The sequence below is a fragment of the Gilliamella sp. Occ3-1 genome (genome assembly GCF_001690655.1).
Classification (GTDB): domain Bacteria; phylum Pseudomonadota; class Gammaproteobacteria; order Enterobacterales; family Orbaceae; genus Gilliamella; species Gilliamella apicola_P.
In genome coordinates this window covers 1-15188 of the sequence record NZ_LZHQ01000028.1, presented here as the reverse complement: position 1 = coordinate 15188, position 15188 = coordinate 1, and the positions used below count along the sequence as shown (strand labels likewise).

Here is a 15188-nt window from a genome sequence, read left to right as displayed (position 1 = left end):
TTTATGGGAAAATAAGCTTCGATAACACTGTAAGGTTAATATGTTTGCTTTTTTATGGTGTCAGAATGTACTAATATTTAAGTGAAGTTAGCACGTAAATAAGGATACTTGGCGAGGTGAAGGGAGAAGTTTTGTATAAAAACAGCAACCATGGGGTCGCCGTTTTTGTGGTCTTTTACTTGTTTATTTAATCGCTTTTGCCACAATTTCTTGGGCTTCTTGTTGGAGTGTATTTAAATGTTCGTTGCTTATAAAGCTTTCTGCATAAATTTTGTAAGCATCTTCTGTTCCTGATGGGCGAGCAGCAAACCAGCCGTTTTTGGTTATTACTTTAAGCCCACCAATTGCAGCATTGTTAGCTGGTGCAGTGGTTAAACATTGAGTGATTTTTTCACCTGCTAAGTTGTCGGTGGTTAGTTGGCTGGCATCAAGTTTGGCTAGTTTTTGTTTTTCACTAAACGAGGCTGGCGCTTGGATTCGTCCATAATAAGAAATACCAAATTTATCTTCAAGTTCTTGGTACTGTTCTTGTGGATTTTTGTCTAGTTTAGCCGTCATTTCGGCAGCAAGCAGACATAAAATAATACCATCTTTGTCGGTAGACCATACTTTACCGTTCGTTCTTAAAAACGATGCGCCTGCGCTTTCTTCGCCTGCAAATCCAAGTTTACCATTGTAAAGCCCATCGGCATACCATTTAAAACCAACTGGGTATTCTAAGTACTGTTTGTTTAAGCTATTTGCAACTCGGTCGATCATTGAGCTTGTGACTAATGTTTTACCAATAGCAATATCTTTGTGCCATTGTGGACGGTTTTGGAACAAGTAATTAACACAGGTTGAAAGGTAGGCATTTGGGTTCATTAGCCCTTTTGGTGTCACAATGCCATGACGATCAAAGTCGGTATCATTACCAAAGGCTAAATCAAATTGGTCTTTTAATTTTAATAACCCAGCCATAGCCCAACGGCTTGAGCAGTCCATACGAATAACTTCGTCATGATCTAGATGCATAAAGCTGAAAGTTGGATCGACTTTGTTATTAACAATATTAAGGTTGATGCCATACTTTTCGGCAATGCGTGACCAATAGGTAATACCAGCACCACCCAATGGGTCAACACCGATTTTGAGCGATGATGATTTGATAAGGGAGAGATCTAAAATGTTTTCAAGATCGTTGATATAGTCGGTTTCGTATTCTTTGGTGTGGATGTAATTTGAATTTAGAGCCTTGTCTAAGGTGACACGTTTTACACCATTGAGTTTGTTTTTTAGTAATTCATTTGCGCGGTTTTCAATTTGTTTGGTGATGTCAGTATCCGCAGGTCCTCCATTGGTTGAGTTGTATTTTATTCCTCCATCTTCTGGTGGATTATGCGATGGAGTGATAACAATGCCGTCTGATAGCTGTGATTGTTTATTTTGATTGTAAGTTAAAATGGCATGCGAAATGACTGGCGTTGGCGTATAGCCCCAATCACGAGCCATAACCACAGTTTGCTCATTGGCGACAAAAACTTCAAGCACTGATTTTAAGGCAAGTTCTGATAAAGCATGTGTGTCTTGACCAATAAAGCAAGGGCCTGCAATGTTATTAGCTTTACGGTATTCGGCAATCGCTTGAGCAACGGCTAATATATGTGCTTCATTAAATGTGCCTTTGTTTGAGTTTCCGCGATGACCTGATGTACCAAAAATGACTAATTGGCTAGCATTATCCGTATCAGGTTGGATTTGGTAATAATTATTGCGTAGTGTTTCAACGTTGATAAGATCCGATGATTGAGCTAACATTCCTGCGCGGGTTTGCTTGGCCATTTTTTACTCCTCTTTCATAACGTAATATTTTATATCACTAAAAACGTGAGCCAGTTAAGTTAATATCACGTTTTTAACTTTATTATTATTTAACCCATTAAGGTAAAAAAGCATTGGTAACTTGGTTTATCATGGTTTCGGATATGCCCATGTCACTCATTATTGATTCTATAATGTATAATTTTCTAGCGGTATTAGTGTTGCTGATAACCCAATAAGGTGTGCCAATGATTTCGCGGGGTTTAGTGTTTTTGCCTGATGTTTCTAGTAATTGTTTATCTTTGGCTAAATATTTTCGTTTGCTCCCATGTAAGGATGTTGCGGCAATGGCAAATAGTGCTGGATTATAGTTATATAGCGCACTAAGCAGTAATATAAAGCGACTAATAATGGATTTTTCGTTGGTAAAAGCGTCGCTAGTTAATAAGTCATTAAAAAGAGGATAATGATTCTCTTTTTGTGTAATAGTCTGTTTTTTTATCAACGTAGACTGGCTTATATTCAATAAACGTCGTAATATACTCGATGCATCTTCACCAATATGTTTAGTTTGACCAGCAAGAAATTGGTATAATTCTTCGTCGATTTCGATAGTTTTCATTATGTTACATGTGCCTATTAAATTATTTCACGGGACATCCTAAAACAGGAGTTTTGCCTAAATGCGAATCATGAGCTGGTTTGTTATCAAAACAATCATTCGATGACTGTTCAAAGACAGTATTATCGATTGTTTTAGGTGCTTGATTTGCATCATGACAGGCTGTTATCATAACTGGTAATATTAATTGAAAAAATAACCGTTTCATATATTTATTGGATGCTTGATAAATTTTTGTGCTGAGTATAACTCAACTTAAGCATAAATTGTATCAACTATTAATAAAATAATGAAAATGGTGTTGTCGTTTTTTTTAAATGATACTATTCTAAATAGTGTATAAAAAGCTTATGCGATATATTATATGGGGAATAAATTATGAAAAAAATCGTCACATTAACTGTGTTAGCTACCATTCTATCAGGATGTAGCAATAGTGATCTTTATTCTGGCAATGTCTATACAGCAGATCAAGCAAAACAAGTTCAGCAAGTAAGTTATGGTACCGTTGTTTCAGTACGCTCTGTTAAAATTCAAGCTAATGCGTCAAATGGTAAAAGCGAGAATGTAGCAGGTAGCTTAGGCGGTGCTGTTATAGGTGGGGTTTTAGGGAATACTATTGGTAACGGTACAGGTCGTGTGTTAGCCGTTGCAACTGGTGCAATTGGTGGCGCGATTTTAGGCGATGCTATTCAAGATAAAACTAGTCAGGCCAGTGCTGTTGAGCTAGAAATTAAGCAAGAAAATGGCTCTAATATTGTTCTTGTACAAAAAGGTTCGGTTAATGATTTCTATGTTGGTCAACCTGTTCGTTTAGTCACTAATGGTAAGCAGATTAATGCATCACCACGTTATAGTAACGCTGTTAGAAAATAATACTTAATTTTAGTTTGGGTGTATTGTTGTTACTATTTATTATTAATTTTCGCTCATCTCAATGGTGAGCGGATTATTTTAGCAAATAACTTGATTAAATTAATTATTGTTTTTTATCTAATCAATGAATCTTTCACAGAAGTTTGCCTGTCTGAATGCTAACATATAAGCTCAAACAAATTATTAATCGTATAAGGAACAACAAAGTAATGCGTATATTACATACTATGATTCGAGTTGGCGATTTACAGCGTTCAATCGATTTTTATACTCGTGTAATGGGAATGCGAGTGTTAAGAACTAGTGAAAACACTGAATATAAATATTCACTAGCATTTGTTGGTTATGGTGATGAAACAACCAGCTCAGTTATTGAGTTAACTTATAATTGGGGTACTGATAAATACGATCATGGTTCGGCGTTTGGTCATATCGCTATTGGTGTTGATGATGTTGCTAAAATGTGTAATGACGTCAAACAAGCTGGAGGCAAGGTAACGCGTGAAGCAGGGCCTGTAAAAGGTGGCTCAACCATTATTGCTTTTGTTGAAGATCCTGATGGCTATAAATTAGAGTTGATTCAAAACGATCAGGCTGATAAAGCGTTAGGTAATTAATTTATTCCATAAAAAATATCGCCGTTTTTAGGCGATATTTTTTGTATCTTATTTCGAACTATTCCTCTAGCAAATCTACTAATAATTGCTTATTGGTAATAGCTTGTTTTGATTGCTCAAGGCTGGCAGTGGTAATAATAGCACTTAAGGCGTTTAATGAGATGTCAAAATCATCGTTAATAATAACATAATCATATTCGTTATAATGCGAAATTTCAGCTCGGGCTTTTTGCATTCTTTTGGCAATCACATGGTTGTCGTCTTGCCCACGTTTAACTAGGCGGTTTTCAAGCTCTTTGAGCGAAGGTGGTAGTATAAATATGCTTTTTGCTTTTGGCATTTTTTCGCGTACTTGTCTTGCGCCTTGCCAATCAATATCTAGAAAAACATTAATTCCTTGCGATAGGCTTTGTTCTATTTCGGCTTTAGATGTGCCGTAATAGTGGTCAAATACGTTGGCATATTCGACAAATGCTTGCTGATCAATTAAGGATTCAAAGTGTTTGTGATCCACAAAGTAATAATGTTCACCATATTCTTCTCCTGGGCGGGGATCGCGCGTAGTATGCGAAATTGATACTTTAGCTTGATGTTGGTTTTTTTGAGCTAGATAAGCTTGGATCAGGCTTGATTTGCCTGCACCACTTGGTGCAGAAATGATAAATAGAGTTCCCGTATACATAGATATATTTGTCACGTTAATTGTTATTAAGTTATTTTGATTGTCATCAATATTAGTTAAGCGATATTATAGCAAAATTCGGCAATATATTGTGGCTTATTGCAAATTAAGTTATTTAAATTGGTGTTTGGTTTTTAGTCAAAATAGATTTAAATAGTCAGTTTTAATATGTATTTGCAATATAGGCAATATTAATCTATAGCATATTGTTATTATTAAGGAATATCTATGCCATTATCATTTAAAGATGGAGTTTATGCTTGTATCCCAACACTATTGGGGTATATCGGTATTGGTATTGCTGCTGGTGTTGTGGGTAAATCGGCAAATTTATCGGTACTCGAAATTACATTACTGGCTATTATTGTTTATGCAGGCGCTGCGCAGTTTATTATTGCTGGATTAATGATAGTAGCTACACCTATTTCGGCTATTATTTTTACCGTTTTTTTAGTTAATTCACGTCATTTTTTGATGAGTATGGCAACCGCACCCACTTTTCGAAAAATTTCGTTGTTAAATAATATTGGTATCGGTAGCTTATTGACCGACGAGAGTTTTGCTGTGGCAATAAATGCGATTACAAATAAAGTGCCAGTTAATGCTGCTTGGATGCATGGCCTTAATTTAACGGCTTATATTACTTGGATTCTGTCTTGTTTTATTGGTGCTTTAATCGGAGAGTGGTTGCCTGATCCTACACAATTTGGTCTAGATTATGCTCTAGTCGCCATGTTTATTGGTTTGCTCTATTTGCAATTGATTAGCGATAATAGCAAAAGTCTTAAAAATCGGCTTTTAGCCATGTTAACCGTTACTGTTTTGTTAATTTTCTTAATGCGTTTTGTGTCACCTGAAATGGCTATTTTAATCAGTACGTTTGGCGGTTGTTTTATGGGTATAGCAATGGAGAAAAAGCATGACAACTTATAGTTTATTAATTATTTTAGGTTGCGGGTTAGTAACTTGGTTGCCAAGAGTGATTCCATTTATATTAGTTCGCAAATTTCAGTTACCTAATGTTGTGACTCAATTCTTGTCATATGTACCTTTATGTATTTTAACAGCGCTATTTGTGCAAAATTTATTTGTGGCAAAGGAGGGACATTTTCCAAATTTTAATATGGAATATTGCTTAGCGACAATTCCAACCGTAATTGTTGCCTTTTTGACTAAGAATCTGATGTGTGTTGTGGTTACTGGTATGTGCTTTATGGCGTTAATTCGCTATTTTATGATTTGATTTGTATCAATCAATAACTGAATTTTAATCATTATTGTTAATGGCTGGCTAATTGGTTGATAATCATTATTGTGAGTTCAAACAAAAACAGGGCAATTACCCTGTTTTTCTTGTTATATTCTTTTTTATGTTCTTTCTTTTTGTTCAAGTTTACTCATCGATTTTAATATCTTTTCAGCTTCGCTGTCTTGTCCTAGTTGAGTTAGATAATTGACCATCGCTTTTTGATAAGCCATATTATTTAAAATGGCTCTTGGTTGTTCATTCCACCATCTTACTAGTGTTTGTGCATCACTATTAGTCGATAATTGCTTAATTCGACCAATATAGGCTGCTTGTTTAAATTGATCTAGTTGTGACTCGCTGTACACTTTAGCTTTGTACATTGCAGGCAATAGGTCAATAATCGCTTGATAATCATCCATTTCATAATGAAGTTGCTCTGCTAATCTAAGTACTTCAGCATTGCGAGGCTTTTCGTTTAGTAGCTGGTTTAATGTGATGCGTGCAGTTGTGTATTCGTGGTTTTTTAGTTGCAATCTAATTTGTACTAGCTGAAAGGCAAATAATTCGTTAGGTTGGCAACTTTTAGCAGCTTGTTCTAGCGACTGATTAGCAGGGAGTAATTCATCATTATCAATTTGAGCTTGTGCCGCAAGTAAATACGATAAAGTAGTATTTTTTGCACCTTTGGCACTTTTTATAAATAGTTTAGCAGCTTGCTTATAATCACCTTCAAGCAATAACATTTGCGCTTGTTCAATACGTTTTATCGATTTTTTTGGTGACTTTAAGCGTAGCCAATTGCCTAATGCTGTTTTAGAATTGAAAATTTTATTTAATAAACAATAGATTAAATAAAGGCACAGTAGACCAATTAATTCAAGGATCATAAATGAATTAAACGACATGCTGACTCGATATTTGGCAAATTCAAATACTGCTGAACCTTGGTGTCCTTGTAATAATGGTCCTAAAAAGAATCCACCCACTAGCACTAAGAAAATAATTAGTATTTTTATCATTATTATTCTCCTATTTTGTCAACATTGAGCGAACGCGGGTTTGCATTAGTTTTTCAAGTTCGCCAATACTAGTTAGGTTTTCAGGCACATTTTGATTGCTGATTGATTGATTTTGTAAATTCTCAAGTTCATTAATAAATGCTTTAACACTTGGTGCATTACCATCAAAATATGCATTAATCCAAATTGCGGTATCGTTTAACGCACGTTGATAAATAAGTTCTTGGTGTCTCGGTACAGCTTGCGCTGCAATCAATAATCGGAATCGGATGTTTTCGCGCAAGTAAAGTGACTGTTCTAAACTCAGTGGTGCTTTTAATATTTGGCATTTGACAATTTGTTTTTCGTCTTTGCTCGCTTGTTCTAAGCAAGCTTTAAAGTTGGTATCTTTATCATCAAGTTTTTCAATGGTGATAAATTTATCCATAAAAGCTTTGGCGCTACTTAATAAATTAGCAGACCAATTGTTAACCGATGATGATACATTACTATTAGTGCCATTAGTTGTATTGCTAATATTTGTTTGTGGATTGTTTGTTGCGTTAGCGTCTTCTATTTGAGCATCATTGGTATCTGCTGAATTTGTAGCATCTTCGGCATATTGGGTCATGCCAAGATCGATGTCTTTATAATTACCCACTAAAGGTAATTCAGTAAGCGATTCAGATAAACCAATTAAATTTATTATAATGCCATCGGTATCTGTAAAGCTCACTTGAGCAAGTGAATTAATATCCTTACTAATTGCCTGTCTTGCTGGTAGTAGGCTAGGGTCATTAGCTTGGGCTAGGCTTTCGTCGGCACTTTTTAGTAGTAATCGTGCAGATGTGTAATCTTGGTCATTCCAAATTTTGCGACCAGCTAAATGTACTAAGTAATTTGCTTGCGAAATTAACCAAATATTGTGATCGCTTGTTGACATTGCCGCTAAGCGCTCATTGATATTTTGCAAGCTTTGTTCAGTCAGTTTTTGTGAGTCATTAATTTGAGTCGTTAATTGCTGTTGTAGCTGTTGTTGATCGCTCAGTTTACGATCAATACGCTGTTCTAATGAATTGAATTGCTGGTTTTGTTTATTAACCGCATCGGTAATACTATTTTGTAAATCGTTTGTTATACTCTGCTTGGTTGTTTGTTTTAAATTGGCCAATTGTGTTTGTAATATTGAGATGGTTTTTTTTTGGTTTTTAATTTCCTGTTGACCATAATAAAAACCTAAACCACCTAAGCAAACGGTCAATACTATAGCAATTATTGATAGTTTTGAAACAGGTGATTTGCTTGTAGTATTGGTATTACCGTTATTGCTATTTTTAGGTTGAGTTTTAGCTTCTACAGTAGGATTGGATTGGGCACTTGCTTGATTTTTTTTATCTTCTTTCATAGTGTTATTCGCTTCATTTTGAACCGTTGCTATCGTTGTTTGACTAAATGAAGTTGTGCTTATTGTTGAAAGTGTTGCATTGGCACCGTAATATCTTGGTGGCATAAGTAACCTCATTTAAATTTTTAAAAATTTATGTTGGCATTATGACATAGAGTTAACATTGTTTTAAATAAATTTTAATTATTGTCTAAATAAGCAAGTATCACAAATTATTTATATTATCGGTTATAGCATAATTTATCATTACAGCGTTAAAAAGTTTTTGATTATTCGCACTATTCACTAGTTGAACTTTTTGCCAATTAAGTTGTTTCGCTTTTGCAAAAATTCGTTGGCTTATTACTATAAGATTAGCATGCATTTTATGTTCAAGATTACTATATAATTCAAGTTGGATTAAGTGTTCTAGACTAGTAATAATGATGATTTGATTTTCAATATTACTAGATAATATCTTTGGCGGATAGATGATTGGCTCACGGCAGTAACACGTTATTGATTTTACTTTGGCTTTTCGATTTGTTAGTGTTTGAGCTAATAATTGCCGACCTGAATTACCGCATAAAATTAAAACAGTATGATTTTGTACAGATTCTTGCTGTAGTTTTATCAATAATCCTTCACTGTCTTCTTGTTCTGGATAATTGACTTTAGTTGTGGTGAGCTGGTTAAATAATTGTGCTGACTTTTTTCCTATTGCGTAATACCGAACATTAGTTGGTAATATTAGATTGTCAATATATGCTTTAATAACGTGTGTAACTTGTGGTGAAACAACGATCACAATATCGTTAGGTAAAAGTTTATTCAGTTGTTCTTGTAAATTTAGTAGGTCATTGCCTTGTGAGATAGTAAAAAAAGGGAGATGTTGTACAGGCAAGTTTGCTTGAGCAAATAGTTGGGTAAGGATTTCACCCTCCAGAGAGGGCCTAGTTACATAAATCATCCGCCATTTAATTCCTTTAATATTGCTTTCGCACCTTGATCTAATAAGCGTTTTGCTAATTCTTGTCCTAACTTTTCGGCTTCAGTTATACTGCCTTCTAATGCCACTTTGATTATTTTAGAACCGTCAATGCGTCCAACAAGCCCTTGTAATGACAAAATATTGTTATTTAATTGGCTATAACAAGCAATGGGTACTTGGCATCCACCTTGTAAAGCTTTATTCATTGCTCTTTCTGCTTCAATACAAACTCGGCTATGTTTGTCATCAAGCACTGAAAGAATCTCTAATATTTTTTTGTCATCTGCTCTGGTTTCAATACCAATAGCACCTTGTCCGACAGCAGGTAAAATTAAGTCAGTATCAATATATTGTTTGATTCTGTCTTGTAGTGCTAAACGTTTTAAACCCGCTGAGGCTAGTATGATGGCATCGTATTGTTTATTATCCAGTTTACCTAAACGAGTGCCTACATTGCCACGAAGATCTTTAATTTGTAAATGGGGATATTTTGCTCGTAATTGACATTGACGTCGTAAACTTGATGTACCAATTATCGCACCATTGGGTAGCTCATCTATATTTGAATATTTATTTGAAATGAAGCTATCGCGTATGTCATCTCGCTTGCAAATTGTGGCTAATGTTAATCCTTCAGGAAACTCAGCAGGGATGTCTTTTATTGAATGGACAGCAATATCTGCTTCGTTATTTAAAATTGCTTGTTCTAGTTGTTTTACAAAAAGACCTTTACCGCCAATTTTCGATAAAGGGCTGTCAAGCAATACATCACCTTTAGTTACCATGGGAATCAATTCCACTGTCAAATTTGGGTGATGAGCTAAAATTTGTTGTTTAACAAAATTTGCTTGCCATAACGCTAATGGGCTTTTACGAGTTGCAATGCGAATGTTCAATTCATTTCCCTATTTTTGGTTTAGGTGATTTATATTTAATGCGTAACTTGTACGTTGGTGTGATTAATGTGATCACCATAGAGTCAATATTGCCTGATATAGTGTGACCTGTATCAGGCTATTTGAATTTAAGTTTTATTCTAAATTGTCAACAAAACTAACGGCATAACCTATATAGTTTGCTGGTGTTAACTGTTTTAACCGTGTTTTTTCACTTTCGGGTAGATCTAATGAGTCAATAAATTCTTGCATGCCTTTTGCATCAACTCGCTTGCCTCGAGTTAATTCTTTTAATTTTTCGTAAGGTTTTTCGATACCATAACGGCGCATTACTGTTTGAATTGGCTCGGCTAATACTTCCCAGTTGCGATTAAGTTCTTCAAGTAAGTGCTCTTGGTTGACTTCGAGTTTGTTTAATCCTTTTAGGGTTGATTGATAAGCTATAATGGCATAACCAATACCTACACCTAGATTACGCAACACTGTAGAATCGGTTAAATCACGCTGCCAGCGGGAAATAGGTAATTTGCTACTTAAATGGTTCATAATTGCATTGGCAATCCCTAAGTTGCCTTCTGAATTTTCGAAGTCGATAGGATTAACTTTGTGTGGCATAGTTGAAGATCCGATCTCGCCAGCAACAGTTTTTTGTTTAAAGTGATTTAGTGAAATATATCCCCAAATATCTCGATCAAAGTCTATCATAATAGTATTAAAACGTGCTACACAATCAAAGAATTCGGCAATATAGTCATGTGGTTCAATTTGGGTGGTATAAGGATTCCATTTTAGTCCTAGCGAGCTAACAAAATCTTCACTAAATTTATGCCAATTTACTTGCGGATAAACAACCATATGTGCATTATAATTTCCCGTTGCGCCATTAATCTTACCTAGTATTTCAACCGATTTTAGTTGTTGTAATTGGCGTTTTAAGCGGTAAGCTACATTAGCAAACTCTTTACCTATGGTTGATGGAGTAGCAGGTTGACCATGTGTTCTTGATAGTAGTGGTAAATCATGATAAGCGATAGCTTGTGAGGTGATTTTATCAATGAGTTTATTCCAATATGGCACTAAGACAGTTTCTCGAGCTGTTTTTAGCATTAATGCATAAGATAAGTTGTTAATGTCTTCTGATGTGCAGGCAAAATGGATAAACTCATTGATAGCGTGTAATTCTTCATGAGTGCTTACTTTTTCTTTTAGAAAATATTCTACAGCTTTAACATCGTGATTAGTGGTTTTTTCGATTTCTTTAATACGATTTGCATCTTGCTCACTAAATTGGTCTACAATTTGATTAAGATGATTAATAGCTGATTGACTTAATGTTGGAACCTCTAAAATATCTGCTTGTGAAGCTAATTTTTGTAGCCAACTAATTTCGACCTGAACGCGGTATTTTAATAAACCATATTCGCTAAAAATGGTGCGTAACTCTGTCGTTTTTTCACTATAACGCCCGTCAATAGGTGAAAGAGCAGTGAGTGCAGATAATACCATCGATTTTACTCCGTTGTTACAATATTTGAAATATCAATTATAAAGTGCAAATTAGTTTGCGCGATTAATTTGGTCTAATAGTTCTTGTGCTGCTTTGCAAATGCGTTTACGGCAAAAAAGAAACTGAAAACGATTTCCACCAACTTGGTACCATAAAATAGCCGATCGAACACATCCCAAAAGGGCTGTTCTTACTTTTGCTTGTACCAATGTGTTTTGTAAAAATTCGATTTTCCCAACAACTTTTATTTTTGTTGATATTGGGCTGATGATATCAGAATAAATTCCGGCTAATGAATAGGACAGATCATCAATATTAGTACTAATAGTTTCATCATTTATGTCTAGATAAAGTCCTGAAATGCGTTTTAATCGTTGGTCAATTTTATCTAATTCATCATTATTTTTTAATAATTTGCTTGTAATGCCAATTGTACCAAAAAGGTAACGAATAATTTGGGCTTGTTCTTTTTGTCCTGATGATAATAGTTGTATTACTGTTTGTAATCCTATTTTAATATTTTCAATACCATCATAAACATCGCTCGTCGTTTTTGGAGAGGTTTTAAACAAGCTTTTTATTGTTTGTTCATAAAGCTTAAGATTACAAATGCCTGTGCTAGCAAGCTGCGACACCAGTATTGCACTTTGCGCTGTGCCAGCAAGTGCAATAGCAATATGGTAGTATTTATTATTCACGTTAGTCTTCCTTACTGCTTGTAATTCGTTCTTCTATAATACCACCACCAAGACATACTTCATCTCTATAAAAGACAGCAGATTGACCTGGTGTAACAGCTACAACAGGATTATCAAATATGACTTTAATTTTGTCATCGGCTAATGGTATTACCCGACAGGATATATCTTGTTGACGATAACGTGTTTTTACAGTACAGCTAAATGGTTTTGTTACCACTTTACGATCAACCCAATGAAGTTGTTGAGCAATTAATCCTTCAGAAAGGAGTGCTGGATGCTCATGGCCTTGTGCCACAATCAATTCGTTATTGGTAAGATCTTTGTCAACAACATACCATGGTGCGTCATCAGCTTGTTTTAAGCCCCCAATCCCAAGCCCTTTACGTTGCCCTAATGTGTGATACATTAAACCTTGATGCTGGCCGATAATTTCACCATCAACGGTACGAATGTTACCTGCTTGAGCGGGTAAATATCGTGCTAAAAAGTCACTAAATTTACGTTCACCAATAAAGCAGATGCCTGTTGAGTCTTTTTTAGCTGCGGTTGCTAAACCAAGCTGTTGTGCAATTTTTCGCACTTCTGGTTTTTCGAGTTCACCAACCGGAAATAAGCTTTGGCTTACTTGTGCTTCGCTAAGGGTGTAAAGAAAGTAGCTTTGATCTTTGTTATTGTCGATCCCCCGTAATAATTCTACTTTATCACCTGTTCGACGTTTACGTACGTAATGTCCTGTGGCAATAAAGTCTGCGCCAAGATCTTCGGCCGCATATTCTAAAAAAGCCTTAAATTTAATTTCTTTATTACATAAAATGTCTGGGTTTGGCGTTCGGCCTGCTTTGTATTCAGATAAAAAATGTTCAAATACGTTGTCCCAATATTCGGCAGCAAAATTAATAGTATGTAATTTTATATTTAATTTGTCACAAACTGCTTGTGCATCGGCTAAGTCAACGGCGGCTGAGCAATAATTTTCTGTGTCATCCTCTTCCCAATTTTTCATAAATAACCCAACAACATCGTATCCTTGTTGTTGTAATAAATAAGCTGAGACAGAAGAATCAACGCCGCCAGACATACCGACAACGACTTTTTTTCGAGTGTTTATATTTGCCATAGTGATTATATTAATAGGTAAAATTAATAAAAAATTTTGTGCTAATTTTAACATAACTAGCGAAAAAAGCATAAAGTTATGCTGATAACGATTGTTAGAATGATTTATTTTTTAAAATAGCTTTACATTAATTTTCTACTAAGAGGCATGTTTAACTGAAACTTTTTGACATTTTTTTTGTTTCAACATTCGTGGAAAAAAATGCAAACTCACAGGATTAAAACAGCTTTATTAGCCAATACTGATAAAGCTGTAATAATATAAAGATTAAATGAAAGTTTAGTTAAGATCTTTTAAAAGGTAAACTACATGCCCAATAATTTTAAATTCTTGGGGTTCATGTTTATCACCAATAATGGTTGGATACTTAGGATTATCACAAAGTAATGCTAAATTGGCTCCTTGATTTTGAATGCGCTTAATACTGATTTGATCTTCATATTCAACAGCATATAAATAGCCATCGATCGGTTTGCAATGCGCTTTATTAATAATAAGAATATCATGATTTGATATAGTGGGCTCCATACTATCACCTTTAGCCCATACAGCAACTAAGTCTTCGTGGTTGCAACCTTGATGCTTTATTAAGGTAATATCAAAGGGGATTGATTCGATTTTTGAGTAAGATTTCACCGTATCGTTTAAATGGTGAAATGGAATATGTACTGAGCCTCGAACTTCTGTTTCTGACAACAATCGACATTCTCCTTTTCCTGTTACTAGCCATTCAATGGGGACATTACATTTTTGGGCTATGGTGGCTAACCTATTTAGTGATGGGTAAGTTTTACCTGATAAGTAATCTCGTATTACTGCCTCTGACATGCCAACTTTTTTAGCAAAGGCATTACCCGAAACACCTTCTAACACTAGGCTTAATCTATTCCTAAAATTAATTACTCCTGTATCAGTTAGGGTTCGTGTTTTTTCTTTTTCATCTTGTTTTTTTGTTATGCTTTCAGTCATTTTCTGTTCTATTCCACGTGTTTTTTTGTTTTTATCATTTTAATTCGTTTTTTTATGTGTTATTCTCTGCTATATAAATTCTTATCTTTTAAAATATTGTAATACCGATAATCTTTACAATAGCAAAAATTTAACTAATAGAGGATCTCATAATGAGAGAGCAAGATCAAGACTGGGCACCGTCAAGAGTAGTAGGTGAAATTAAAATTAGAGGTGGAAATTTAAGGGCATTGTCTAGAGCCAGCGGTTTGCAGGCTGACACTTTAAGAAACGCACTATATCGACATTGTCCTAAGTATGAACGAATTATTTCTGATTATTTACAGGTACCTGTTGAGCAAATTTGGCCTTCTCGTTACTAGGAAAAATTAAAATAAAAAAGACGCTAATAAGCGTCTCAGATTGATGACAAAGAGCTCGCTTTTTGGCGAGTTCTTTGATCTAATAGAGAGGAGTCGATTATAATAGGAATTCTTCTATGCTAAAAAAACCAACTCCAGCGACACCAGAAAAAATAGAACAAATCTCGCTAGATGCGCTTGTCCCTTAAAATCATCTTGTTCGTAAAATAGCTAAAGTCATTGATTTTGAATTTATTCGAGAAGCGGTAGCACCACTTTATTGCCCTAATAATGGTCGTCCAGCAGAAGATTCGGTCAGACTGTTTAAAATCATGTTATTGGGGTATCTTTTCGGTATCCCCAGTGAACGTCGTCTGATTCAGGAAATTCAGGTCAATTTAGCTTACCGCTGGTTTCTGGGAATGGGATTAACCGAAA

The 15188-nt window shown here is 35.0% G+C and carries 17 protein-coding genes and 1 pseudogene; 6 read left to right on the top strand and 12 right to left on the bottom strand.

The genetic code is table 11. From position 1 onward, the window contains the following. Positions 1-183: 183 nt before the first annotated feature. From pgm to A9G43_RS08340, 3 genes are all read right to left on the bottom strand, one after another. On the bottom strand, positions 184-1821 hold the full coding sequence (gene pgm / locus A9G43_RS08350; protein WP_065608236.1) for a phosphoglucomutase (alpha-D-glucose-1,6-bisphosphate-dependent): 1638 nt from the start codon (positions 1819-1821) through the stop codon (positions 184-186). 97 nt (positions 1822-1918) lie between these two features. Further along, a complete protein-coding gene (locus tag A9G43_RS08345; protein ID WP_065608234.1) occupies positions 1919-2422 on the bottom strand; it encodes a hypothetical protein in 504 nt (167 codons plus the stop codon). Between the two features lie 22 nt (positions 2423-2444). Continuing rightward, positions 2445-2630 (bottom strand): hypothetical protein, encoded by a 186-nt coding sequence (locus A9G43_RS08340; RefSeq protein WP_065608232.1) that lies wholly within the window; start codon positions 2628-2630, stop codon positions 2445-2447. 170 nt (positions 2631-2800) lie between these two features. Here A9G43_RS08340 and A9G43_RS08335 point away from each other — a divergent pair, with 170 nt between their 5' ends. After that, a complete protein-coding gene (locus tag A9G43_RS08335) occupies positions 2801-3298 on the top strand; it encodes a glycine zipper 2TM domain-containing protein (protein WP_218058648.1) in 498 nt (165 codons plus the stop codon). Between the two features lie 209 nt (positions 3299-3507). Next, complete coding sequence (gene gloA / locus A9G43_RS08330) at positions 3508-3915, top strand: lactoylglutathione lyase (protein ID WP_065608228.1); 408 nt, start codon at positions 3508-3510, stop codon at positions 3913-3915. Between the two features lie 58 nt (positions 3916-3973). Here gloA and gmk read toward each other — a convergent pair whose 3' ends face one another. After that, positions 3974-4597, bottom strand: a complete 624-nt coding sequence (gene gmk / locus A9G43_RS08325; protein ID WP_065608226.1) for a guanylate kinase — start codon at positions 4595-4597, stop codon at positions 3974-3976. A gap of 228 nt (positions 4598-4825) precedes the next feature. Here gmk and A9G43_RS08320 point away from each other — a divergent pair, with 228 nt between their 5' ends. Both A9G43_RS08320 and A9G43_RS08315 read left to right on the top strand, forming a co-directional pair. Further along, complete coding sequence (locus A9G43_RS08320) at positions 4826-5530, top strand: AzlC family ABC transporter permease (RefSeq protein ID WP_065608224.1); 705 nt, start codon at positions 4826-4828, stop codon at positions 5528-5530. Next, the gene (locus tag A9G43_RS08315) at positions 5517-5840 is read left to right on the top strand and encodes an AzlD domain-containing protein (protein WP_065608222.1); all 324 of its coding nucleotides are present in this window, start codon (positions 5517-5519) and stop codon (positions 5838-5840) included. The genes A9G43_RS08320 and A9G43_RS08315 overlap by 14 nt, the downstream gene beginning before the upstream one ends. Positions 5841-5965: 125 nt before the next feature. On the opposite strand, the gene A9G43_RS08310 is transcribed toward A9G43_RS08315, so the two are convergent. The 8 genes from A9G43_RS08310 to A9G43_RS08275 all read right to left on the bottom strand — a co-directional run bounded on the left by A9G43_RS08310 (position 5966) and on the right by A9G43_RS08275 (position 14409). Next, complete coding sequence (locus A9G43_RS08310) at positions 5966-6865, bottom strand: heme biosynthesis HemY N-terminal domain-containing protein (protein ID WP_065608220.1); 900 nt, start codon at positions 6863-6865, stop codon at positions 5966-5968. A 10-nt stretch (positions 6866-6875) separates the two neighbouring features. Next, positions 6876-8354: a uroporphyrinogen-III C-methyltransferase gene (locus tag A9G43_RS08305; RefSeq protein ID WP_065608218.1), complete on the bottom strand. Its 1479-nt coding sequence runs from the start codon at positions 8352-8354 to the stop codon at positions 6876-6878. Between the two features lie 100 nt (positions 8355-8454). Then, entirely contained in the window at positions 8455-9198 is a 744-nt protein-coding gene (locus tag A9G43_RS08300; protein ID WP_065608216.1) for a uroporphyrinogen-III synthase, read from the bottom strand. After that, positions 9195-10115: a hydroxymethylbilane synthase gene (gene hemC / locus A9G43_RS08295; protein WP_065608215.1), complete on the bottom strand. Its 921-nt coding sequence runs from the start codon at positions 10113-10115 to the stop codon at positions 9195-9197. Before hemC ends, A9G43_RS08300 begins: the two co-directional genes overlap by 4 nt. 135 nt (positions 10116-10250) lie before the next feature. Continuing rightward, positions 10251-11621 (bottom strand): adenylosuccinate lyase, encoded by a 1371-nt coding sequence (gene purB, locus A9G43_RS08290; RefSeq protein ID WP_065608213.1) that lies wholly within the window; start codon positions 11619-11621, stop codon positions 10251-10253. A 51-nt stretch (positions 11622-11672) separates the two neighbouring features. Beyond that, the gene (locus A9G43_RS08285; protein WP_081298088.1) at positions 11673-12320 is read right to left on the bottom strand and encodes a lysogenization protein HflD; all 648 of its coding nucleotides are present in this window, start codon (positions 12318-12320) and stop codon (positions 11673-11675) included. 1 nt (position 12321) lies between these two features. After that, positions 12322-13440 (bottom strand): tRNA 2-thiouridine(34) synthase MnmA, encoded by a 1119-nt coding sequence (mnmA, locus tag A9G43_RS08280; protein WP_065608409.1) that lies wholly within the window; start codon positions 13438-13440, stop codon positions 12322-12324. Between the two features lie 279 nt (positions 13441-13719). Continuing rightward, the gene (locus A9G43_RS08275; protein WP_065608211.1) at positions 13720-14409 is read right to left on the bottom strand and encodes a LexA family transcriptional regulator; all 690 of its coding nucleotides are present in this window, start codon (positions 14407-14409) and stop codon (positions 13720-13722) included. Between the two features lie 152 nt (positions 14410-14561). Here A9G43_RS08275 and A9G43_RS08270 point away from each other — a divergent pair, with 152 nt between their 5' ends. Continuing rightward, entirely contained in the window at positions 14562-14771 is a 210-nt protein-coding gene (locus A9G43_RS08270) for a helix-turn-helix domain-containing protein (RefSeq protein ID WP_065608210.1), read from the top strand. A 116-nt stretch (positions 14772-14887) separates the two neighbouring features. Then, a pseudogene (locus A9G43_RS10765) lies at positions 14888-15188 on the top strand (transposase); the annotation flags it as partial.